The sequence below is a fragment of the Acidaminobacter sp. JC074 genome (assembly GCF_022496765.1).
In the GTDB taxonomy this organism is placed as follows: domain Bacteria; phylum Bacillota; class Clostridia; order Peptostreptococcales; family Acidaminobacteraceae; genus JABXKX01.
On sequence record NZ_VANV01000028.1, the window covers coordinates 16307 to 41008 of the forward strand.

21 protein-coding genes and 2 tRNA genes are annotated in these 24702 nt (G+C 35.4%); 18 read left to right on the forward strand and 5 right to left on the reverse strand.

Going from position 1 to position 24702, the window contains the following annotated elements; genetic code table 11:
* Positions 1-50 precede the first annotated feature (50 nt).
* From EZV73_RS24290 to EZV73_RS24350, 13 genes are all read left to right on the forward strand, one after another.
* Entirely contained in the window at positions 51-530 is a 480-nt protein-coding gene (locus tag EZV73_RS24290) for a tripartite tricarboxylate transporter TctB family protein (RefSeq protein WP_240843049.1), read from the forward strand.
* A gap of 10 nt (positions 531-540) precedes the next feature.
* A complete protein-coding gene (locus EZV73_RS24295) occupies positions 541-2055 on the forward strand; it encodes a tripartite tricarboxylate transporter permease (protein WP_240843050.1) in 1515 nt (504 codons plus the stop codon).
* A gap of 51 nt (positions 2056-2106) precedes the next feature.
* Complete coding sequence (locus EZV73_RS24300; RefSeq protein WP_240843051.1) at positions 2107-4320, forward strand: cache domain-containing protein; 2214 nt, start codon at positions 2107-2109, stop codon at positions 4318-4320.
* A gap of 4 nt (positions 4321-4324) precedes the next feature.
* Complete coding sequence (locus tag EZV73_RS24305; RefSeq protein WP_240843052.1) at positions 4325-5071, forward strand: Na-translocating system protein MpsC family protein; 747 nt, start codon at positions 4325-4327, stop codon at positions 5069-5071.
* Between the two features lie 134 nt (positions 5072-5205).
* Positions 5206-6795, forward strand: a complete 1590-nt coding sequence (locus EZV73_RS24310; protein ID WP_240843053.1) for a GGDEF domain-containing protein — start codon at positions 5206-5208, stop codon at positions 6793-6795.
* A 254-nt stretch (positions 6796-7049) separates the two neighbouring features.
* Positions 7050-7328: an HU family DNA-binding protein gene (locus EZV73_RS24315; RefSeq protein ID WP_240843054.1), complete on the forward strand. Its 279-nt coding sequence runs from the start codon at positions 7050-7052 to the stop codon at positions 7326-7328.
* A gap of 83 nt (positions 7329-7411) precedes the next feature.
* A complete protein-coding gene (locus EZV73_RS24320) occupies positions 7412-7657 on the forward strand; it encodes an RNA-binding S4 domain-containing protein (protein ID WP_240843055.1) in 246 nt (81 codons plus the stop codon).
* Between the two features lies 1 nt (position 7658).
* Positions 7659-7958, forward strand: coding sequence for a septum formation initiator family protein (locus EZV73_RS24325; RefSeq protein ID WP_240843056.1), 300 nt, complete (start codon positions 7659-7661; stop codon positions 7956-7958).
* Between the two features lie 10 nt (positions 7959-7968).
* Positions 7969-8892 carry a Ppx/GppA family phosphatase gene (locus EZV73_RS24330; RefSeq protein ID WP_240843057.1) on the forward strand — a complete coding sequence of 308 codons (924 nt, stop codon included), beginning with the start codon at positions 7969-7971 and terminating at the stop codon, positions 8890-8892.
* A 116-nt stretch (positions 8893-9008) separates the two neighbouring features.
* Positions 9009-9096: transfer RNA gene (locus EZV73_RS24335), tRNA-Leu, on the forward strand.
* A 238-nt stretch (positions 9097-9334) separates the two neighbouring features.
* Positions 9335-9422, forward strand: a tRNA-Leu gene (locus EZV73_RS24340).
* A gap of 210 nt (positions 9423-9632) precedes the next feature.
* Positions 9633-11015 carry a TldD/PmbA family protein gene (locus EZV73_RS24345; protein ID WP_240843058.1) on the forward strand — a complete coding sequence of 461 codons (1383 nt, stop codon included), beginning with the start codon at positions 9633-9635 and terminating at the stop codon, positions 11013-11015.
* A gap of 9 nt (positions 11016-11024) precedes the next feature.
* Positions 11025-12377, forward strand: a complete 1353-nt coding sequence (locus EZV73_RS24350) for a TldD/PmbA family protein (RefSeq protein ID WP_240843059.1) — start codon at positions 11025-11027, stop codon at positions 12375-12377.
* A 13-nt stretch (positions 12378-12390) separates the two neighbouring features.
* Here the strand turns inward: EZV73_RS24350 and EZV73_RS24355 are convergent, their stop codons facing one another.
* Entirely contained in the window at positions 12391-13218 is an 828-nt protein-coding gene (locus EZV73_RS24355) for an AraC family transcriptional regulator (protein ID WP_240843060.1), read from the reverse strand.
* A gap of 104 nt (positions 13219-13322) precedes the next feature.
* Here EZV73_RS24355 and EZV73_RS24360 point away from each other — a divergent pair, with 104 nt between their 5' ends.
* The 5 genes from EZV73_RS24360 (at position 13323) to EZV73_RS24380 (ending at position 21864) form a co-directional block, all read left to right on the forward strand.
* Entirely contained in the window at positions 13323-15176 is a 1854-nt protein-coding gene (locus EZV73_RS24360) for a glycoside hydrolase family 36 protein (protein WP_240843061.1), read from the forward strand.
* A 254-nt stretch (positions 15177-15430) separates the two neighbouring features.
* Positions 15431-16729 (forward strand): tRNA lysidine(34) synthetase TilS, encoded by a 1299-nt coding sequence (tilS, locus tag EZV73_RS24365; protein WP_240843062.1) that lies wholly within the window; start codon positions 15431-15433, stop codon positions 16727-16729.
* Positions 16730-16802: 73 nt separating this feature from the next.
* Positions 16803-18104, forward strand: coding sequence for a hypothetical protein (locus EZV73_RS24370; RefSeq protein WP_240843063.1), 1302 nt, complete (start codon positions 16803-16805; stop codon positions 18102-18104).
* Positions 18105-18202: 98 nt separating this feature from the next.
* Positions 18203-19528 (forward strand): hypothetical protein, encoded by a 1326-nt coding sequence (locus EZV73_RS24375; RefSeq protein ID WP_240843064.1) that lies wholly within the window; start codon positions 18203-18205, stop codon positions 19526-19528.
* A gap of 416 nt (positions 19529-19944) precedes the next feature.
* Positions 19945-21864: an endonuclease MutS2 gene (locus tag EZV73_RS24380; protein ID WP_240843065.1), complete on the forward strand. Its 1920-nt coding sequence runs from the start codon at positions 19945-19947 to the stop codon at positions 21862-21864.
* Positions 21865-21887: 23 nt separating this feature from the next.
* On the opposite strand, the gene EZV73_RS24385 is transcribed toward EZV73_RS24380, so the two are convergent.
* The 4 genes from EZV73_RS24385 to EZV73_RS24400 are packed head-to-tail and all read right to left on the reverse strand — an operon-like array spanning position 21888 to position 24620.
* Complete coding sequence (locus tag EZV73_RS24385; RefSeq protein ID WP_240843066.1) at positions 21888-23309, reverse strand: DUF4153 domain-containing protein; 1422 nt, start codon at positions 23307-23309, stop codon at positions 21888-21890.
* 2 nt (positions 23310-23311) lie between these two features.
* Positions 23312-23515 (reverse strand): helix-turn-helix transcriptional regulator, encoded by a 204-nt coding sequence (locus tag EZV73_RS24390; protein ID WP_240843067.1) that lies wholly within the window; start codon positions 23513-23515, stop codon positions 23312-23314.
* Between the two features lie 9 nt (positions 23516-23524).
* Entirely contained in the window at positions 23525-24205 is a 681-nt protein-coding gene (locus tag EZV73_RS24395; RefSeq protein ID WP_240843068.1) for a DUF2975 domain-containing protein, read from the reverse strand.
* Positions 24195-24620, reverse strand: a complete 426-nt coding sequence (locus EZV73_RS24400) for a hypothetical protein (RefSeq protein ID WP_240843069.1) — start codon at positions 24618-24620, stop codon at positions 24195-24197. The genes EZV73_RS24395 and EZV73_RS24400 overlap by 11 nt, the downstream gene beginning before the upstream one ends.
* Positions 24621-24702 lie beyond the last annotated feature (82 nt).

Genomic DNA, 24702 nt, shown 5'->3' on the forward strand with positions numbered 1-24702 from the left:
GATTTCACTAGTTTTTCCTAGTGAAATCATATAGATAGCGAGGAGTAAGAATGGATAAAAAAATGGATTACAACGCCTTAACTGGTCTTGTTGTAACATTATTTGGCGCAGTGTATCTGCTGTTAAGTTATATGCTGCCGAGGGCTGCAATAGGCAACGCAATGGATCCTATATATTTTCCGTTAGGATTGGGTGTTTTGTTAGTTCTTGTTGGATTAGTCTTATTTATTAAGAGTGACAAATCGATGATAAAAGCAGCAGTTGCTTCAATATTTGTTCACTCTGAAAAAGAAAAAGAAGTATCGAAAATGGTTTTTATAACATGTTTATCAGCTGTACTTTATGGCTTGTTATTCGAACATTTGGGATTTGTTATTTCAACATTTGGCTTTATGACGAGCATTTTGTTTTTAACAAATGGAAAGAAAGTCGTAGTGAATCTCTTGGTTGCTTCAATTTTTAGTGTCGGTATATTTGCTCTGTTTAACTATGCGCTGGGTATCCCTTTACCTGGAATACCATTCATATAGGAGGTTAGAAATGCTTGAAATACTACATAATTTATTCAATGGTTTTTTAATTGCATTAGAACCTTATCATCTGTTATTAATCACATTTGGAGGTATACTAGGAACCATTGTAGGTATGTTGCCTGGTCTTGGACCAGCAACAGGGGTAGCGGTATTGATTCCGATTACTTTTACCATGGGGCCAACGGCTGCTATGATTACCATGGCAGGTATATATTATGGTGCCATGTTTGGAGGATCGAGAAGTTCAATCTTGATCAATACTCCTGGTGATGGTGCTGCTTTAGCAGCTACTTTTGATGGTTACCCTATGGCCATGAAAGGAAAAGCTGAGTCAGCTTTAGCTATATCTGCCATTGCATCTTTCATTGGTGGAACCATTGCTGCAGTATTTATGGTTGCACTTGCGACGCCTGTTGCAAGGTTTGCTTTGAAATTTGGACCAGCAGAATATTTCCTTTTGATGGTTGCAGCACTGTCTATGACAGCTTCTATGTCAAAAGGAAACCAGCTTAAGGGTTTTATATCTTTAATCATAGGTTTGATGATTGCGACGATAGGTATTGATGCTCAGTCGGGCATAAAAAGATTTACCTTTGGGATTCTTGAACTTCAAACTGGTATTGATTTTCTGATTGTTATTATTGGTATATATGCATTAGGAGAGGTTTTCAAGTCATATAAATCTATTGCAGATGGTACAAAAAAAGCGCAAAAGAAATTCGGTAAGATATGGATTAGTAAAAAGGAATGGGACTTATCCAAATGGCCAATTTTAAGATCCGCTCCATTAGGTTTTATAATAGGTGCTTTACCTGGTGCAGGCGGAACGATGGCTTCCTTAATGGCTTATAACAATGAAAAACAACTATCCAAGCATCCAGAGGAATTTGGTCAAGGGGCTATTGAAGGATTGGCAGCACCAGAATCTGCGAATAACGCAGCCTCGGTAGGTGCATTGATTCCTATGTTAACATTGGGAATCCCTGGTTCAGGTACAACTGCAGTCATGATGGGGGCATTATTAATGTTAGGTATTCAACCAGGACCTTTATTGTTTACTCAACATGCAGATGTAGCCTGGTCATTGATAGCGAGTATGTTTATTGGTAATATTATCTTAGCGGTAGTTAATATTCCTTTGGCAGGTTTGCTTGTAAGGGTTTTAGCAATTCCAGCAAAGGTCTTATATCCGATTGTACTTGGGTTGTCTTTTGTAGGGGTTTATGCTATTGCTGGTAGTGTTGTTGACTTCTACTTGCTGGTATTGTTTGGTCTAGCTGGTTATGTGATGAAGAAAGTAAACATTCCAACTGCACCAATGATATTAGCTGTTATAGTGGGTAATACTATGGAACAATCTTTTAGACAGGCAATCAGAATTTCTGATGGCGAACTGAATATTTTTTATGGTTCAACTTTAGCGATTGCATTAATTCTTATCACACTTGTGTCAATTGTATTCCCGATCATTAAAGATCATATAAAGAAAATGCAAGTTAATAAATCACAGCAGGCAGCATAATATAAGACTAGTTTATACTAGTCTTATTGGTGTTTTCGAAAGGAAGTCATTTTGAGTAAAAATTGGAAACTTTATCATAGAATTCGCAAATCATATAGAAGTATTATAGCTCTAATAATTATTGGAATTGTGACAGTTGTTGTTTTGACTATATATTCTTATGTGTCGTTTAGAGATAATCTGATTACGAAAGAACAAGAACAACTCTTAACTATTGCTAAAACAACTTCGAAAACTTTGGAAGATTTTTTAGATGAGAAGAAAAAGGACTCAACAATTATGGTTCAGACCATTGTTGATGATTATCATGATAGTCTGAAAAAAGATGAGATTACTGATTTTATATCGTATGCTTTAAATAATTACTTTAAAATTCAGAATGGTAAAATTTATCAGATACAGTTTTATGATGAATACGACCAGTTGATTTATTCAACTATTCAATTTGAAGAAACCCTAGAAGTTGCTGCAGATACGAAACCATTCCAAGTACCAAAGGGACTTGATGGCCCTGTAATTGGTGAGATTTTTGAGCTTGAGAACAAGGACCTAGCCATTGATATTACAACGCCGGTTGTTGTAGACGGAGAACATAAAGGGCATCTAAGGTTGATACTTAAGATGGAAATGATGTACCGATTATATTTGGAAGAGATACGTATTGGTTCAAAAGGATATGCATCTTTAAAAGACTCTGATGGTGTATTGATTATGCATCCTAAAAATGAGGACATTGGTGTGAATGTTATGGAGGCCAGAAAAAGTGAGTTTCCTGATTACGATTGGTCTGAACTTGAAACGTTAGTGGAATTACAAAAGTTAGAAGAATCTGGTACTGGTATCTATCATTCTATATGGTATCAAGATGCATCAAAAAAAAGAGTGAAAAAGTTTAGCGCTTTTTCTCATGTTAAGCTGGAAAATGATTTTTGGATATTGACAGTCTCTATGGATTACAAAGAACTGAGTGATTTAGCGACTAATTATTTTTACAACAACATCGTTATCATAGGTTTGGTTCCGATTGTATTGGTAATTTTACTATTTTATATCCTTAACTTAAGAAAGAACATTGTTTACCTTGAAAATGAACAAAAATATATCAAGCAAGTTAAAGCGTTAAACAAAGATTTAGAAAAGGACATTGAAGAGAGAAAAGAACTGGAAAAAGCACTCTATGCTAGTAAGGAAAGATTTAAGCGGCTGTTCAATGCTGGTACTGATTTGATATTTGTTTTACACAGAAATCCTACAAATGAAACTTATGAAATTATAAGAGTTAATGATATGGCTTGCAAGAAGTTTAACAAAAGCAGGGAAGCACTTATAGACAAGAATTTTTTGTCGCTTGCCTCAAATACAACTCAAATAGCAATGGATAACTTTTCTAAATGTATTGAAGATGACGAATTGTCCGTATTTGAGATGGATTTAATTTTAGCTGGCGGTATAACGCCATTCGAACTTTCAGGTCAAGTATTTTCTCTGGACAACAAGACTCTAATGATGCTTATTGCAAGAGATATATCAAAAAAGAAAGCACAAGAAGAGCAACTTGAAAGAGATCGAGGACTCTTAATTTATAAATTCAGACTTGTAGCTATGGGTGAGATGATAGCTAATATCGCTCATCAATGGCGACAGCCATTAGGTAGTTTAAGTTTAATGATTTCAAACTTAGACGATGCTTATGATCACCATGATTTAAATGAAGACTATTTTAAATCGACTATGAATAATGCTCAGAATATTATTCAAAATATGTCTGCAATAATTGATGACTTTAGGTATTTCTTTAATCCGAGACAAGAAAAAACAAGTATCAGTATAAAAAATCAGATAGAAAGTTCTTTGGAGATGGTTAAGGATCGAATTACGATTGGTGAAGTAAATATTTCCTTAGAAGACAGAAGTAAAAGCTGCATTTATGGATTTGAAAATCAACTATCACAAGTTGTGCTTAACATTATTAACAATTCCATTGATGCAATGAAAGACATGACAAACAGAAAAATAGATATAATTATCGATGAATGTGATCATCGGATTAGAGTTATGATATTCAATAATGGGGAAAACATACCTGATGAGGTCTTACCGAAAGTTTTTAATCCGTATTTTACGACAAAGGCTAACCAAGATGGTACTGGCATAGGACTTTATATGACCAAGATGATTATTGAGTCTAACTTTGGTGGAACAATTGGGATGTTTAATACAGAAGATGGTGTATGCACAGAAATTAATTTGCCGATAGGAGAGTAGAAATATGAACACAGAACTCTTAAAAAATGTAAGAATATTGTTTGTTGAAGATGATGAAATTCAAAGAAATGAACTGTTTGTATACTTAAGTAGAAGAGTTCATAAAGTATACACCGCCAAGAACGGTGAGGAGGGTTTTGAGAAGTATTTACAAATAAAGCCCGATATTATTATTACTGATTTGAGAATGCCAAAAATGGGTGGTCTTGAACTTGTAGAAAAAGTGAGATCTGAAGATCGTTTAACACCAATTATTGTTACAACAGCTATGAATGACAAGGAAACGATTTTAAAGAGTATAGATGTTGGTATTACAAATTATATTGTTAAACCTGTCGATACAAATGAGTTGTTAGATATCTTGGCTGATGTTGTAAAAACGATTTTAGCTATGAATAACAACGATTTTGAAAGGATTGTAGATGGTGGTAAAGTCAATGAACTCAAAAATCACCTAACTAAGTTCTTAAAAGTAGAAACTGGTAAAGGTCCATCAGATATTAGGGTTCAGCTTCAACATGATTCTTGTGAAATATATATTCTAGATTTCTTGACAGTATACGAAAAAAATATGCTTCTTTATAAAAAGAATGTGCATCTTGTTAATCATAACAGAAATGTATTTTTAGAAGATCGAATTGAAGTTTTAGAGAAGATTATATGTGAAGACTTAAATATTCAATATTCGATAAAAGAAATTAAGTCAGATGTTTCTAAATCGGAAATTTTCGTTAAGTGTATAATGAGCTAGAAGTGTGTCCTAGTTTTGTCTTACATTGTTATCTCTAGCCTTCTGTTTTTTATAATATATAAATACTATTATAAATCCTTCTGTTGAGTAGATTTTTTGATGTTGGGTATAAAACTACACAGTAGAGGTGACTTATGAAAAAGATAAGAGCAAATACATACATTTCTTATACATTGGCGATTTTGTTTATACTCTTATTAGTGGCGTTTACTTATATGAACTATCAGTCCGATTTAAATGGCGCTAAAGAGGATTATGAATCATCTATTTACAGAGACTTAAAGTCTCAAGCAGATGTCATTGATGCCCGTATGGCGGAGATCTTTGACCGTGCTAAACTTCAAAAGTATTGGTTAGAAGAAATCACTCAGGAGTCTATGGATAAGATAGACTTAAATGATTATACATGGACCTATTTAGAGGATTACGGCATTACCTCTTTAGATGAATCCAATGGATCTGGCAGCATCTATATCCATGGTCGCTTTGAAGATTTAAGTGATGATCAAGTAGATGAACTGAAGAGGATTTTAGCAGCCTTTGATGTGCAGCGCTTTATGTTAGACCACGTTGAGCTTTACACATGGAGCCTTTATTATACCGATATGGACATATTGGCGGGTTATCCATTTACTGAAGTATCAGAAGTCTTCGAGGTGGATTCTGTATCAGACCTGTATGACTATGTTAAAGACAATATCCATCAGATGAATGAAATGCCTTTAGAGGGGCTTTTAGACGGCTGGGAAAATGTTCTGAACTATTCCTACAATGAAGATCAAATTCTGTTCGGTAAGAATTGGCCGGTCCTAATAGAAGACAAGGCTCAAGGTATCTTCCAATCTGGCTTTGAACTGGAGCCTTTAGAAGACTTGGCTTACATGGATAAGGGCCATCTTATGATTTTAGATGCGGCTTTTCAAATTGTTTCGGATAATGGAAAGAGAACAGAAACAATCATAAGCTATGATTTAGATGACAGTGGCTTTGTAGAAAATCCTTATGGCAAAGGGCTTTATCAAGTGAAGGATGGTCGTTTATCTTATATTTTAGACCTTGAAAAGGTGGACTGGAAACTCTTTTATAGTTTAGAAGATTCTTTTGACGGGGGCAGGGTCTATCACTATCAGATATACCTCCTATTTATCTTAATATCGGGTCTTGTCCTTCTAAGATACATCTACCGGGTCAATCAGAAGAGGATCAAAGAAGAAAAGAAACTCTTAAGAGAGCTTATGCATGATCCTTTAACAGATGCTTGTAACAGAAATGCCCTTGACCAAATGCTGGATGATTTTGTGGAAGATCAAACGAACTTCTGTCTTGCCATGTTAGACATCGATGACTTTAAACATATCAATGATACCTATGGTCACGGTTTTGGAGACAAGGTTTTAAAACAGGTTGTAGAGACCATCAAGTTATCTCTTCGTTCAAGCGATATTGTCTGCAGGTTTGGGGGAGAGGAATTTGTTCTTCTATTTAAAGATGCGGATTTAAATCTGTCACTTGATATTTCAAATCGTATATTAAGAAACATCACCCTAGAGGCTTTGGAAAAATTAGAGGTAAAAGTAACCGTTTCTATCGGTCTGGTTATGTATAAAGAGGGATTTAGTCATGATGAACTTTTAGAATTGGCTGATAAACATATGTATGAGGCCAAAAAACTCGGCAAAAATCAAGTGGTTTATCAAGAAAATATATCTTTTAATCAGCCTTAAGTTGTCAGAAGATTTCTAGATAATCAAACAATTTTTTCCTTAATCAGGCCCTATTTATCAAGCTTTTCATAGAAAGGGACCTCACTTTATGAGAAAACACAAAAAAACATGAGATTTAATATAAAAAATCAAAAAAAGACTTGATAAAATCAGTGTTTTCAATATATCATATATATAGTGAGATGAGTGATATCAATCTCTTCGGAAATTATACGATGTGATTTTCGACTATTTATTAATAAGGAGGAATTGCTGTGAATAAAGCAGAATTAATTACAAGTATGGCTGAGAAGTCAGGTTTAACTAAGAAAGATGCTGAGTTAGCATTAAACGCATTCATGAAGTCTGTTGAGGAAGCACTTTTAGAGAGTGATAAGGTTCAATTAGTTGGTTTCGGTACTTTCGACGTTAGAGAAAGAAAAGCTAGACAAGGTAGAAACCCAAGAGATCCTGAGCAAGTAATCGAAATCCCAGCTTCTAAAGCACCTGTTTTCAAAGCTGGTAAAGCGTTAAAAGAATTAGTTAACAAGTAATCAGGTACATAACGAATATAGACGTAGCAATACAAAGAATTTCTGAGTGCTGCTACGTTTTTTATTTTTTTTAAGAGGTTATTATGAGAATCGACAAGTATTTAAAGAATTCACGTTTGATTAAAAGAAGAACCATTGCAAAAGAAGCTTGCGATCAAGGGCGTATTTTAATCAATGACAAGCCTGCTAAACCAGGTTCAATTGTTAGTGTGAATGATATTATCAGTATGGATTTTTCTTCTAGAATCATCAAGGTTAAGGTGCTTGATTTAAAAGAGCATGTTACCAAGGATGATGCAAAGGATATGTACGAAGTAATCGAGGGTTAATATGAAGAAGCGTAGAAGTTTTTTTAGAAGACATAGCATTGCAATAGGCATACTCATCGTAGTAGCTATTTTTTCTGTGACCTCTACCATGATGAAACAAGACCTATATGAAAAGCTGAACCAACAAGGTGATGAATACATGGCCGAGATTGAAAGGCTAGAGAGAACTTTAAATCAATATCAAGAAGAACTTGACAGAGTAGAAACACTTGAGTTTGTGGAAGAATACGCCAGGGAAACTCTTAAGATGGTAAGTCCTGACGAAATCTATTTTCAGATTTACTACACAGATGACGAGTGATGGAGAATTTATGAGAAAAGTAGCATGCATCGATATAGGGACCAACTCAGTAAGGATGATTGTATTAGATCCTGAAATGTCTTGTATCGAAGCAGAGAAATACATGGAAACCACACGTATTGGACATGGTGTGGATGGCAGTAAAATCTTATCTGATGAAGGCATGGACAGAACTGTTGATGCACTAAGAAAATTTAAGGATTTGGCTTTGTCATCAGGTGCAGAAAAAATAATTGCCATTGCCACAAGTGCAGTAAGAGATGCTTCTAACAGAGATGTCTTTTTAGAACGTGTTCATGAACTTGGTATCCATGTAGAAATGATCAGTGGTCAAGAGGAAGCTAGACTGGGATTTTTAGGTGTTGCTAAAGGTCTGGCAGATTCAAACTTAGTAAAAGCAGAAGACAATGTACTTGTTATAGATATCGGTGGTGGTTCGACGGAGTTGATCGTTGGTAACCAGTCTGGTATTTTGTACTCGCACAGCTTAGATATTGGCGCTGTAAGAATGCATGATAAATTTGTTACAGAAGATCCAGTACCGCTTTTAGAACAACAAGATATGGCAGATTTTATCCGTCAGGCCATCAAACCTGAACTGGACAAGATTGCAGAGTATGACTTGAAAATGATAATTGGTATAGGTGGTACCATCACAACAGCCGGCTCTATGGCTCTTGAAATGGATATCTACAATAGAAAGCGTATACACAACTATTATGTGCCTTTAGATACTGTTTATCAATTAAATAGAAAACTCTTGTCACAGACCGTTTTAGAGCGTCAGAAGCATAAAGGATTACAGCCTAAACGTGCTGATATTATTCCTTGTGGATTTATGATCTTGCAACTTATTTTATTGGCTTTAGAAAAAGATGGTATTACCATCAGTGAATATGATAACTTAGAAGGTCTATTCTTTGACAAAGGTTAAAATGCACTTCTTTAAGAAGTGTTTTTTTCTTTGAAAAAAATATGAAATACGTGTTGACAAAAGGACCATATTAAAGTATTATATTATTTGTTCGCAGCCAGTGTGAACGAAAAAATGCCGAGGTGGCGGAACTGGCAGACGCACAGGACTTAAAATCCTGCGATCATTGCGATCGTACCGGTTCGATTCCGGTCCTCGGCACCAAACGAAAGATGTACTTAGGTACATCTTTTTTTTATAGTCAAAACGTGAAAATGTAGGGTGATATAGAAAAAAATTTTATCGTGACATTTGTTTAGAATTTTACGAAAATAGTGATAATTAAGGTTTGAAAAAAACATTGAATATTTTTCGAAAAAAATGTGTATAAGTTGTTGACAAATGGATGAGTTTGCAGTATCATATTATTTGTTCTCATGAGTTGAGACGACGCGATATAGATGCCGAGGTGGCGGAACTGGCAGACGCACAGGACTTAAAATCCTGCGATCATTGCGATCGTACCGGTTCGATTCCGGTCCTCGGCACCAAGAAATTAGATGTACATTGTACATCTTTTTTTATTTTTTGAAACCTGTGGATAACTTGTGGATAAGTAAAATGTGTTGTCTCTTAATACTGCCTGAATTGTGCAAATATTAAGAATTTGTCTTTTGACACTAAATTGTGGATATGTTATTATTTAAACGAGAAAAAAACTTTAACGTAGTCGTTAATTTTATAGATGAAAAGGAGGGCAAATGCTTAAGGAAAGTATCGTAAAGGAAGTGCTTCAAGCGGCATTATCAACAGGGGGAGATTTTGCTGAAATTTTTGTTGAAGATCGACATGACAATGGCATCACCATGATAGGTGGTAAAATTGAAAACTCTAATGCTGGTAGAACCTATGGTGCGGGTATCAGAATTTTTAACGGTAAAAATTCAATTTATGGTTATACCAATGATACATCTAAAGAAAATCTTATCAAAGTAGCGAAGGAAATTGCATCTTCGATTTCAGGTGTAGATAAGAATTTAGGTATTGATATGGTTAAAAAATGTGTCAACATCATCAACCCTATTAAGATCATGCCAACAGACGTGTCTAAGTCGGATAAAATCGGCTTTTTAAGAATGGCTGCTGAGGAAGCTAAAAACTATTCAAATGAGATCACTCAGGTGAGAGGTTCTTATATGGATTATGTACAAAACATCTTAGTTGCCAACTCAGAGGGTGTTTATGCTGAAGACCAGCGTGTAAGAACAAGATTGAACATAGGCGCTGTGGCTTCTGTCAATGGTGAAATGCAAACAGGTGGTGCAGATACAGGTGCCCATGTTGGTTTAGAAATCTACAATGATGATGTTTTAAAGGGCATTGGCCGTGAAGCATCAAGAATTGCAACGACCATGGCTCATGCTGATCTTTGTCCATCTGGCAAAATGACAGCAATTATCGACAATGGTTTTGGTGGGGTTATCTTCCACGAGGCGTGTGGACATGGTTTAGAAGCGACTTCAGTGGCTAAGGGTACTTCTGTTTACTGTGACAAGTTAGGCCAAAAGATTGCTTCAGACGTGGTGACTGCTATTGATGATGGTACCATAGAAAATGGCTGGGGTTCATTCAACATCAACGATGAAGGTGAAGCACCTCAAAGAAATGTCTTATTAGAAAATGGTGTGTTAAAGGGTTACATGATTGATAAGTTAGGCTCTAGAAGAATGAACATGCCTCAAACAGGGGCCGGTCGTCGTCAATCTTATCAGTATGCACCAACTTCTCGTATGACCAATACTTATATTGCACCAGGTCAGTCTGAAAATGAAGACATCATTAAAAATACTGAGTACGGTATTTATGCAAAGAAAATGGGTGGCGGTTCTGTTAACCCAGCAACAGGTGACTTTAACTTTGCAGTATTAGAAGGTTATTTAGTTAGAAACGGTGAGATTGCTGAACCAGTAAGAGGTGCAACTCTAATTGGTACAGGTCTTGAAGTTATTCAGAAGATAGATATGGTTGGTAAAGACTTAGCACATGGTCAAGGTATGTGTGGATCTGCATCAGGTTCTATTCCTACATGGGTTGGACAACCGATGATCAGAGTATCAGAAATCACTGTTGGCGGAAGAAAGTAAGGGGGAAACATGGAATATCAAAAGTTTGTAGATGCATTATTTGAACTGGGTAAATCTCAAGGTTTCTCTGATATGGAAGTATACTTCCAAGAAGGTAAAAACTTTGAAACAACAGTCTTTAATCAAGAGGTGGACAGGTTTAGTATTTCTGAAGTGGCAGGTTTATCATTTAGAGGTCTCTATAATGAAAAAATGGGTTATGCCTTTACTGAAATATTAGATGATGCTTCTCTTGAAATGCTAGTAAGAGAAGCCAAAGCCAATGCTGAGGCCATTGAGTCTGAAGATAAGGTAGAGATTGCAGAGCCAAAAGGTAGAATTGAGCCGATGGATTTATATTCTGAGGACTTAGGTAAGGTAGCTAAAGCTGACAAGATAGATTTTTTAAAGAAGCTAGAAGCAGAGGCTAAATCACTAGATGAGAGGGTCAAGTCTTTATCTTATAATTTATACATGGAATCTGAGATGGACGTAAAAATTAATAATACAAGAGGTATGGACCTGTCTCAGAAGTCTAATATTGGCATCTGTTATGTTAATGTTCTTGCAGTTTCAGGTGAAGAAAATAAAACTGGTCATGTGCTTCTAATTGAAAAAGACTTCGACAAGTTTGATTACAAGGCGGTGGCAAAAAAAGCGGTAGAAGAAACTGTTTCTCAATTTGGGGCTTCGCCAGTTGCTTCTAAATCTTATCCAGTTGTTTTAAAGAATGAAACAGCTGCAGATTTATTAGGTGCTTTTATGTCTGTCTTTAATGCAGAAAATGTTCAGAAAGACTTATCCATGATGAAGGGTAAAATTGATGAAAATGTTGCGGGTTCTTTGGTAACTTTAGTAGACGACCCATTTATGGTAGGTGGTCATGGTAATAAGAGCTTTGATGCAGAAGGTACCAAGACCATGAAGACAGAGATTATCAAGGATGGGGTCTTAAAGACTTTTCTTCATAACAATAAAACAGCTAGAAAAGATGGTATCGAATCGACAGGTAATGCTTCTAAAGCTTCTTACAAGTCGAGCATCAACATAGCACCATCTAACTTATACATCGAAGCCGGTACACATTCCTTTGATGAGTTGATTCAAATGGAAGAAGGTATGATCATTACAAGTCTTCAAGGTTTACACTCTGGCTTAAATGCTATTTCAGGTGACTTTTCACTAGCGGCCAACGGTTACTTGGTCAAGGACGGTAAAATAGAACGTCCTGTTGATCAAATCACTGTAGCAGGTAATCTAAAAGACCTTCTTATGGATGTTGAGGCAATCGGTAACGATATGGCCTTCTCATTACCGACAGGTGCAGCATATGTGGCTTCGCCATCTATTAAAATAAAATCTCTTGCCATTGCAGGTGAGTAAGTTTAAGACACGTTTATCGTGTCTTATTTTTTTCTCTATAAAGAGATGGTGACATATTTTCATATTTACTAAACAACCTAGAAAATTGATACACATCTTTATAACCCACATCTAAGGCGATGTTTTTAATGGTATGATGTGTATTTTTTAATGCTTTTTTGGCCTGATATAAACGGTACATAATGAGGTAATGTTTAGGTGATACTTTTAAGTGTCTCTTAAAGACAGCAGAAAGATGTTTTCTGCTAATGGAAAGATGTGAAGCTAAGCCTTCTATAGACATATCAGTTGCATATTCCAAATGTATATATGAAAGCGCATCTTTTATGTATGATTCATCTTTATCCAGTTCTTGATGTTGAAAGGGTTTGTCTAAAATAAGTTGAGAAAGCATACTAAAGAGTTGACTCTTTTGAATGAAATAATTTTTAGCCGTTTGTGAATCATCACTTAGGTAAGTGGTGTTGAGATTAAGGAGTATATCCCTAGTTGATTTTTCAAGGTTATAAATAACATTTGGCAGATGGTCTTTTAAAGAATGATTACAGGAAAAACCAATCCATATATAAGACCATGGTTTTTTATCATGGGCCTTATATTGACATAATTGGTGCGGTTGTATGATAAAAGCGTCATTTTCCTTGAGGTTATAAGTTTCATTGTTAAGACAAAACTGCCCTTTGCCTTCTAAGATGTAATGGATAAGGTAATTAGAACGAAGACCTGTTCTAAAATGATTTGGCTGACATGCTTCTTTACCTGCGTAAAGTATTTCAGATGTAAGTTGATCAAAAGGATCAAGAGGAAATTCTACGATTGTGTGATTGTTTAGGATAAACATCGAACTCTCCTTTTCGGACATTATACTATCATCTTCAGACATTTTACAATTGCTCACAAATCCATTGACAAATTATAATGAGTTTTAAAGAAAGAGAGGTATAAATGAGAGGTTTGGCAGAATGGATGGCACTTGAGCACCTAGAGTTTGAAATTAAAATTAATGGACAAAGATATCATTCGAATCAGTGTGAATCGCTTAATAAAGAAAATAAGATTATTTACATTTATGAAGGTATTTTTACTTTGACTTACCAGTACGATGATGTCTTGACCTGTAGTCTGAAGAATATATCCAATCATGGTTTTGACATAAGCTATTTTGAATTGTTTAGTTTAGACTATGAAGATAATATGGATACAAGTGAATGGTGGATATATAAAAATGGCTTATTGAAGAATGACTGGGCTTCTGTATATCCGATAAAAAATATAAGAAGTTATGCAAATGAACTTCAAACGTCAGTAACTGAAACCGGAGAAAATGAAGTGATAAGTGATGAACTTATGATTACTAGCCCTATGGTAACTCTTATATATGATGGTAATGACTCTTATTTGATAGGTCAAAAGAGGCCTGACTCAGGATTTATAAATCACATTTTTTCTTTAGATGAAAGACTGAAGAAATATTCTGTAGTCGGTGATTTAAGATACCTTGAAGCAGATGATGTTTATGATGAAAGCTTTATTCTTCTAAAAGGAGATACCAATCAAGTCCTTAAAGATTATGGGCGTTTAACCAAGGTAGATCAGAAGTTAAGCGTTGATTTACCTAAAACAGGCTGGTGTTCATGGTACTATTTTTATGAAAATATCAGTGAGGACCATGTATTAAGACAGTTAGAGGTAATTGACAAATATCAATTGAATCTGGACATGATCTTAATAGATATGGGCTGGGAGGAACGATTGGGGACTTGGCAGAGCAATCATAAATTTTCTCATGGCATGAAGTGGCTTGCTGATAAGATTAGGTCTAAAGGCATTCGACCAGGTCTTTGGTTATCACCATTTTGGGTAGAAGCTCGGAGCTATGTTCATTTAAATCATCCTGAATGGCTATTAAAAGATCAAGAGGGAAACTTAATTGTATTTCATTGCCACATTGATGGTTTTATCATTGATACGACTCACCCTAAGGCCTTAGACTGGATGAAAAAAGAATTGGTTAGAGTGAGGTACGATTGGGGTTATGAGATTTTAAAATTAGATTTTCTTAGAATTGTCAGTCTGTATGACTATGCTGTTTTCTATAGAGAGGTATCTGCTTTTGAAGCACTCAATGATGCCATGAAAGCGATAAGAGAAGCCGTTGGTGATGATACTGTTATAATTGCCTGTGGCGGTCATTATGCAGCTACTTATGATGTCGCTGATATCAATCGTACAAGTGGTGATATTGGTGCTAGTTGGGAAAGTCTGAAAAGAACATTTAAACGAAACTTGTTGAGACTATGGATGAACGGTACTTGGTGGTTAAATGACCCAGATTCCATTGTCATAAGAGATAAAACAGAAGGAATATCTGGTAGAACTGCTGGTGCAAAGGATCACCCTATAGGTAACTTTAATGCAAGGCAAGTGGATACAATTATTAATCTGTATAGGATCTTGGATGGTTTCACAACACTTGGAGATGATTTATCTAAATTGAGTGATATAAAACTTAGAAAGTTGAATCAAATGCTCAATCATAAGAAGACTTATAGTTCTTTTAAGATAATTGATTTATATGATAATCATTTTCCTTCCTTGTTCTTAATGGAATATGAAAAACACTTTGAGCTCTTAGCAGTAAATTGGCATGACTATGACATTGAAGTAAAAAATAGTTTTGGAAAGAATTATGAACTTACTGATTTGATAAATCAAACGGTTGAGACAGAAACAAATGAAATAGCTATTTCCTTATTAGCTTATGAGAGTAAAGTATATAAGTATCCTAAATGCTACTAGAGATTACCGATACACTTGTTAAATCCGAGTTCAATCATCATTGCCGCTTGTTTTAACGATGATGCCCTATATTTTAATAGTTCCTTTTGCATCATAAGAAAAAAATCACAAGCGAGCTTCAGTTTTGGATAATACTGATTATGGAAGAGAGTCTTATCAATGCTTGTTATTGTGGTGATAAAGGTGTGATTGTGTCTTATTAAATAAGCTGTCTCAAGGCTTTCATGTATGGTAGAATAAGTTGAGGTATGTTTATGATTGAAAAAATGCTTAAAACAATTAAAAGAGAAAACTTGATTCAAAAGGGAGATAAGATTGTAGTTGCAGTTTCTGGTGGACCAGATTCAGTGGCCATGCTTCACGCCCTTTATTCACTAAAAGATTATGACTTGACCCTATATGTTTGTCATTTGAATCATAACTATAGAGGTGAGGCGTCTGATGGTGATGCTGCTTATGTAAAAGTACTTGCAGATAGCTTAAACTTGGAATCCTTTATTTTCTCAGAGGATATAGAAGCTTTTTCGAAAGCCAAAAAGTTGAGTTTTGAAGAAGGGGCAAGAGAAAGACGTTACGCCTTGTTTGATTTGGTTAAAGAAAAGACAGGTGCCAATAAAATTGCTGTTGCCCAGAATATGAATGACCAGGCAGAAACACTTTTGATGAGACTCTTTAGGGGTAGTGGTCTAGAAGGTCTTACATCTATTAAGTATCAAAGAGATCATATCATACGTCCAGTCCTCGAGTGTTCAAGAACTTCAATAGAAGAATACTGTAAAGATCATGATTTAAAAACTCGAACAGATCATACCAATTTTGAAACAGATTATACAAGAAACAAGATTCGATTAGAGCTTTTGCCTTATATTAAAGATCACTTTAATCCAAACATTGTTGAGAGCCTTTACCAGACATCAGATCTCTTAAAAGAAGACCTTAATTTTATTGAGAAACATGTCAATCAGATATATGCTGAACTAGATAATAAAATTTTGGTGGAAGCTTTACCTAAAGACAGGGCTATTCTCAGTCGCTTGATTCGAAAGATTGTTGAAAATGAAACAGGTTCCTTAAAAGGGGTATCTTTTGACCAAATCAATAGAGTCATTTTATTACTTGATATGCCGCATGGCAACAAGGTTTCTATTAGGGATTTGATTTTTCAAAAGTCTTATGACCAACTTATATACTATAAAACTGACAAGGATCTGTCATCTGATGTTTTAAGAGAAGACAAGCCTTTTGAAGGGAAGTTTGGAAGTGTCTTTATAGGTCAGGGTGGCATTAGAATCGATGCTGATAAAGTAAAAGGTCAACTTTATGTACGAACCAGAAGACCCGGTGATAAGTTTAAGCCTCTTGGTATGAAAGGTAGAAAGAAGTTAAAGGATTTCTTTATTGATTTGAAGATTCCAGCTCATGAGAGAGACCAAATCTATTTGGTGTGTGATGATGAAAATATCATCTGGGTTGTTGGTTATAGAATGAATGAAGACTATAAGGTGACATCATATACTACAAAAGAATTACATTTGTCATTTAAGTCGATTTAATCGGCTTTTTTCTTTGACCTCAAACTATTTATATGGTAAGTTGAATTTGGAAATAATTTGAATAGGAGGCTGTATGAAGAAATTTTTAATCTTACTCTTGGTGGCTGTTTTTTTTATACCAGGAGTATATGCAGAAGAAAATGTAGAAGTAAATCTACCCGAGTTTGACATCACTTTAAATGGTATTCAAGTTGACAACGATCAAGAAGTCTATCCTTTTATCGCCTATAAAGGCATCACTTATATTCCTATGACTTGGGATATGTCATATGCTTTAGGTTTGCAGTCCGAGTGGAGCGAAATCAAAGGTCTGACAATCGGAAAAAGAGAAGACATGAAGCCTTATGTAAAAACAGGTCAAGGCATGAACTCTACAAAAGTTTATCAAGCGAGTGTTGTTGAGTTTCCTGTCAATGTAAACGGCAAACAGATCGATAATGCAAGCGCAGAATACCCACTCCTTAGCTTTAGAAATGTCACTTACTTCCCGATGACTTATGACTATATGGTAGGTGAATTTGGTGCAGGATATGGTTGGGATGATGCAAAAGGTTTAAGCGTTTCTGCTGATAAGAATCTAAGTGTATTTTTAGATGAACCTTTTACAAAGACCTTTGATATTGACTTTGACACTTTTGATGATGAAATCATAGTAGAAGAAATGGTCAAAATCGAACGTCATGGCGATAGAGATATTATTGTATCTTTTATTCCGGGTACTTTTCCTCAGTATCATGATTATATTATAAATATTGATGTTACATACCTTACAAGAGATGGTGAACTAATAGGTGCTATGAAGTCGCAATATGGCAGAGAAGCTTATGATGGTATGAGTACAAAAACATATGCTGTGAATCAAACTTATATTGAGGATCCAATCTATGATGCTGTAGCTAAGATAGAAGTGACTTTTGAACCATTAGCGATGAGTTTAGCACGTTCACAAGTTGAATATCCTGACCTTGCTTATGAATATATGGCGCCTAATCGAGTTGATTTAGATAAAATCAAAAGTATGGGAGCTGTTTATGCTGAAGTTGTAGGTTATGGTGTAATTGATACACTACCAAGAGAACTTGTCCCTTATGATGCATTGACTTTTCGCTCGGGTGCTTTAATTGATGATACTGATGTTAAGTACAAAATATTAAAAAGTGACAAAACTGGTTATGTGGCATTTAAAAAATCAGAGGATTATGTACCACTAATGCAATTAACGTCTATGTATGTAGATCCTACAATTGATGAGAATACTTCTTTGATCTGTAAAAAAGATGACCAAGTTTTATATACACTTAATTATGGTGTTATAAGGCTATATGACAAGGATATGAAACTGATAAAAATCATTATCAATGATAAATTTGAATAGGTAATAATTAGAAACCTTAGCGAATAAAGTTAAGGTTTTTTTAATGCTTTTATATTTAACAATATGTTAAACTATAATCCTGAGATTAGGAGGTAGAAATGAAAAAAATAGTTTTAATTTTCTGTATGATTATGTTGTTAGCTACAACAGCCTATGCAGAAGAGGTTGAGGTAGTGATCCCTGAGTTTGATGTTACTATTAATGGCAATATCATTGATAATCAAACGGAGCAGTATCCATTTATAACCTATAAGGGCATTACTTATATTCCTATGACTTGGGATCTGTCTTATGCACTTGGCTTAGAACTTAATTGGGAACCGAGCAATGGTTTAAAAGTCAGTAAAAGAGATAAGATGAAAGTCTATGTTCAAAAAGAAAAAACTTACAACAATCTGGGCAAGCCATATCCTGCTGAAGCTGTATCCTTTCCTGTAAAGGTAAATGGTAAGGCATTTGATAACTCTATTGCGGACTATCCACTTTTAAACTTTAGAAACATCACTTATTTCCCAATGACTTATGACTATATGGTGAATGAGTTTAACTCAGGTTATAAGTGGGACGATATTTTAGGACTATTAGTATCTGCAGATGAAAATCTTGAGATTTCCATACCGGAACCTTATTATGTTTCATTAAAGGTAAACCATGAAGAACTAAAGGAAAAAGGCATCCTTGCTGAACAGATGATTCATGTGGAATATGATGGCGATTATGAAGATATCAGCGTTGTTAACGGCTTGAACCATGAATACGACGGCTATTATTACAATCTTTATATCAGTCATTATAATGACAAAGATGAGCTGATTTATACAGATATTTTGATGAATGCTAATATTTACGAATCAGTAGATGATTATACAAATCCTTCAGAAATTCACGGTATGCCATCAGACCCACTTGTGACGGAAGCCTATTATGTTTTGGACTTGGAACTGCTACCGATACCAGTTGCAAGAGCGGAATTTCTGACCAATTACAAGGACGTCTTGTTTACATACTTTGATGAAGTGACACTTTCATATGAAGACCTTATGTATGAAGGCGCTGTTTATATGGAAGCACATTTGCTGCCGGGTTCTTTTAATACCTTGCCGGGTGATCTTATTCCTTTTGCTGCAGCAAAATCAACCCAGGCATCATCTAAAGACGGTGAGAATTTTGATGTCAATGTCTATGCATCTGATTCTGGTAAAGTATCTTTTGAACCAGTAAGCAAAAGCTATATCCCGCTTAAGAAGTTTAACAGGGCTTATATAGACCCGAGAGAACTAAACTGGGGACTTAAGCTTTACAACAACAATGCCTTGGTGGATGAAATTCACAAGGGTTATATCAAATTATATGACAAAGATTATAAGCTGATTAAAGTAATGATCAACAAGGCAGAAGTAGATAGTGAGATGGGTATTCAGTAAGTTATTGTATGCCGACTTTAATTAAAAACTTGCAATTTAAAATTTCCTCCTGTATACTCGAGGTATCAATGGAGGAAATTTTATGAGTGCGAGAGTTCTTAACTAAAAGTAATTTTATATGGTTTGAAAGGTCTGCCCGTCGGGGTTCTGTTTTGTGTACCTTTTAAGCATACTGGTTAAGAACACGAATAGCTTATAAAAACACTCTTTTTTATTAAAGATTTTTAAGCCGTGCTGTTGCATGGCTTTTTTAGTTGATTTTATGCTACAGGTGTGTCCTGTAGCTTTTTATATTGGTGTTTTTAGACTTTGGTTAAGAACGTAAGGAGGAAACATGTTAAGTGTGGTAAATGTTAGGTTAGATGATGAGATGATTAGAGTAATGGGTAAATATAAAATACATGGAGGTCTAGAAAATGGACAAGAAGACATTAGACATATTAGGTTACAATGACATAAAAGAAAACATTAAGAAATATACAGCAAGTAATTTAGGTAAAAAATTGGCTGATGAAATGATGCCTCAAACCAATCCTAGGATTGTATTAGATAGATTTGAAGAAACCAGGGAAGCCGTTTCCATCTTGAGAGAAGGGTCTGGTATCAGTCTAGGTGGTATCAGTGATATCACGCCTTATATGACAAAGGTAGAGAAGGGGATGTTTTTACATCCTGAAGAACTTTTAAAGGTAGCTGACTTTTTAAGATGTATCAGACACTTAAAGAAGTCTATAGAGGCATATGAATATACAGCGCCAAAACTCTACAGCTACTCTGTCGGTTTAGAATCTTTTAGAAATGTAGAAAGCGAGATAGAGTACTGCATTGAAGGGGCCATGGTTCATTCAAGAGCTTCCAAGGTATTGGAAAAAATCAGAAAGAAGATAGATGCCCTTCATAGTAAGCGTATAGATAAGCTCAATAAGTTTTTAACAGCAGACAGAAATCAGAAGTATATTCAGGAAAGCTTCTACAGTCAAAGAGATGATCGTTATGTCATTCCAATCAAAGCATCTGCTAGGAAACTTGTGGCTGGTACAGTGATTGACTCGTCTGCATCAGGTTCTACAGTCTATGTAGAAATTGATGAAATCAAAGACTTAACGGTTGAGATCATCATGTTAAAGTCTCAAGAAACAGAAGAGTGTAATCAAATTCTGTGGCGATTAACTGGCCTTATCAGTGAACACCTGATGGCCATCAATGATGCTGTATTTATTATTGGTAAGTACGACTTTATATTTGCCAAGGCCAAATACTCAATTGCCATTGGTGGCAACGAAGTAGAAATTACAGATGATGAAATTATTCATCTTAAAAAAGCTCGCCACCCTATGCTTGGGGAGGCTGCTGTACCTTTAAACGTTGAAGTCGGCAGTGACTATAGGACTCTTATCATAACAGGACCGAATACAGGTGGTAAGACCATTACCTTAAAGACGGTTGGTTTGATGGTCTTAATGACCCAAAGTGGTTTATTACCACCGGTCGGTAAGGGCTCTTCTATTTCAATATTTAACAAGGTCCTTGTAGATATAGGGGATTCTCAGAGTATTGAACAGTCGCTTTCTACATTCTCAGGACATATGAAGTCTTTAGTAGATATCGTAAAAAGATCGTCTAGAAAGACCTTGGTTTTAATAGATGAAATTGGTACGGGTACAGACCCCAAAGACGGTGCCGCTCTAGGTATCGCCATACTAGAAGAAATCTATAATAGGGGTGCCGTCTCTTTGACGTCAACACATTACAGTAAGATCAAAGAGTACAGCGAAATTCATGAAGGTTTCTTAAATGCTTCTATGGACTTTGATAAAAAGACATTGAAGCCCCTTTATAAGTTGTTAATCGGTGTGGCTGGTGAATCCAATGCTTTATGGATTTCTAAAGAGCTGGGCTTAAATGAAAAGATTATTGAAAGAGTCAACAAGATCAATTCAACCCATGAAATTGTAGCACCAAGAAAGATCTCTAAGTTTTCTAAGAAGAAGTCTAGGGTACAAGAGATCAAAGATGCTTCAAAGCCTGATACGACAGACCGCATCTTTTATAACAAGGGTGACCGCGTGATTTACAATGAAACGGGAGACCACTATTTGGTTTATGAACATATGATAGACCACAATGTGGTAAACGTCTTTAAAGATGGTCAGTATCAAGAACTGCCTGAAAAAAGACTGACGCTAGATCAGAGAAGGGAGTCTTTGTATCCTGAAGGTTATAATCTAGACCAACTATTTGTATCTTTTAAATCAAGAAAACTTGAAAAAGACATAAAAAAAGGTCGCTTCAAGAATATGAGAGAACTAAAAGAAAGAATCAGTGAGTTAAACTAAGAAAAGGCCATTTTGGCCTTTTCTTAGTTTAAGATATTATATGCTTTATTTCTTGTATAGTTGTAATTGATAAGCTTGTCTTTATCCAGGTAGTTTTTCTTTTCTTTGATGACATTATCGAGGTCGTAATATACACCAAGATGGTCATCCTTGTCTTTAAACTCATCTCTGTATTTAACAAGTGTTTCTATAGCATCTGCGGACATATGGTTGTAGTAATAAACATCAATTTCCTCACCATTTAAGTATCGGTCCATGTTACCTGAAATAATGATTGCATCCACATTGACAAAATTCAGTAGAATGTATGCAAACAAGTACATACCAGCTATGATGAGGCGGATATTGATACGTTTCCATAGGTGGACACAGGTTACAATCATAATGAGGATCTGAAGGACTGTAAAGGACTGTGATACAATTCTTAGCCAAGTATAGCCATAAGCTTCAATGTACAGGTTCATCCTAAAGATGGCTGAATAGGCAATCACCATGGTGTTTAGCGTCATCAAGGTTAAAAGACCTGTGTTGATTTTCTTTTGAGAAAAACTACTCAGTATGAGAGTCATGATGATGACGATCATGGAGATGATAACCAGTTCAAAGAAACCCTTTCTTGCATAAGATGAAAAAGTCATACCTTCAAGTATCTTGTTTGAAAACAGGTATCTGAACTGTATAAAAACGAAGACCATGAAAAGCGAGTTGACCAAAACTAAGATGGTCGAAATGATGATATCAAGGTCCTTTTTCTCTTTGATAATGAGCGGTTTGTCTTCAACTTTTTTCTCCTTGTAGAGCAAGTAGTAAAAGTGAGAGAAAATATAAGTTGAACACAAGAACCAAATGATGACTTTAGGAATGATTTCATCATCTAAAAAATCTAAGAATGAAAAATCGATGGTGATAAAATTTCTAAATATATCGTCTGCCGATGCTAATAATAAGGTAAATATCATCAGGATTGGCAGGGCAATTAAGATGCCTATTAGGACTTGTCTTGTTTTGGGATTGACTTCCTTTATCTTCTTTACTTTTAAGCCTTTTCCTATATGTATATAGGCTACTGGGAAATCGCCAAAGGGCATGACCACTTGTTCTAATAGGCTGATGATAAGGTATTTATCGATAAATAGTTTTTCTTCTTTTAGCATATTGATGTGATAAGTCGACAACAAGCCATAAAAGACCACAATATTTAAGAGTTGAAGGCCTGGCTGGTCTCTAAAGATGTATGTAAAAGAAATTAGTATCAGTGCCAGTAGAAGTCCTAAGTTCTTCTGTTTCCATTTACCTGCTTGTCTGTAGCTGACAAAGGTCATAATTAGTGCTAAGAGATGAAGAAGTGTCAGTATTAAACCCATGCCATCACCGAATAAGAAGTTGATGGTCAGTGATGCAAATATCATAGACAGTAGGATAAGTATGTTCAGTTTCTTGGTCATGATTACCTCCTATATTCCAGAATATCTCCCGGTTGACAGTCGAGTGCGTCGCATATGGCTTCTAGTGTAGAAAACCTAATGGCTTTGGCCTTGTTGTTTTTTAGAATAGACAAATTGGCTTTGGTGATGCCAATTTTTTCAGCTAGCTCAGTAGAAGACATCTTCCTTTTGGCAAGCATCACATCTAAGTTAATGATTATTTTCATGCTTGCCTCCTATATGGTCAGATCGTTTTCTTCTTTAACACGTGTCGCTTCTTTAAATAAAGCAGACAATGTCCAAGAAAAACATCCAGCTATAACCAAAACCAAGAGCATGATATAAGTCAGGAAGGTTTTGAAGATAAAAAGCTTAACAAAGAAAACGAGGGCTAGTGCAAATGAAGCGATCCCCATTCGATAGAGACTCTTGACATTATCGTTTGTAAAAGGTGTCTCATTTGCTATGGAATGATAAATGCGTCTGAGTTCGTAAAGCACATACAAGATGGCCAAATCTGTTAAAACCCACATCAAATACATAAGGTGTCTTTGTTGGTAATACCTATAGATGTTAAGGGAACTGTTTACGATGAAAGGCAGTGCTACTAAAAAAACAATGCCAATAACAAACAGAAAATCTAAAATAAACTTTACAAACTGCGGAAATGACAACTTAGGCAATGTCAAGCTTTGGCTAGTACTGAACAGTTTGAAGCCTAGTATGGTGGTTAAAAGAATGAGTAGTATTTGTTTTAACCAAGACATATATGTCCAGAATTCGCCGCCTGTTATCTGGTTCATACCAGCACCTGATTCATCTAGATAAATGGCGCCATTATAAAATAGGGACAAAGAAATCCAAGTTGCTATAAGTGAAATGATGAATAGAATGCCTCTTAATTTATTATTTTTCATAAGAACTCCTTAGTTTGTATTGGTATAACTTCATAGTGATCATGCTAAGTGAGATTTGGATTAAGCCGACCAACATGAGGATGCCTGTCGCCATATAAGTTTCTCCTAGAAGTATTCTTTGAAAAACCATTGAAGAACAGAGTATCAAACCCATAATTAGTGAAGTCATGTATGACTTTTTATCTCTGCTAAATATGGCGAAGGCTAGGGCGATAAGATTGCCGAGACCATAAATGGTGATGCCGACATAGCCTGGCATAACATAATCTACAAAGGGGGTTTTTCCAAGCCATTCAAGTGGAAAGTCCTGATAGCCGCCAATTTGATTGATCATCTTAATGCCTATATCAAAAGCATTGTATAAGATGATGAAGTCAAACAGACCTAATATGTATTTGCTTATTTTAAATTGCATAATAACCTTCCTTTCGACTCCACCTTAATGCAGAGGTTATCATTTTTCAATAAATTGTTATCGAAAAACGATAAATGATAAT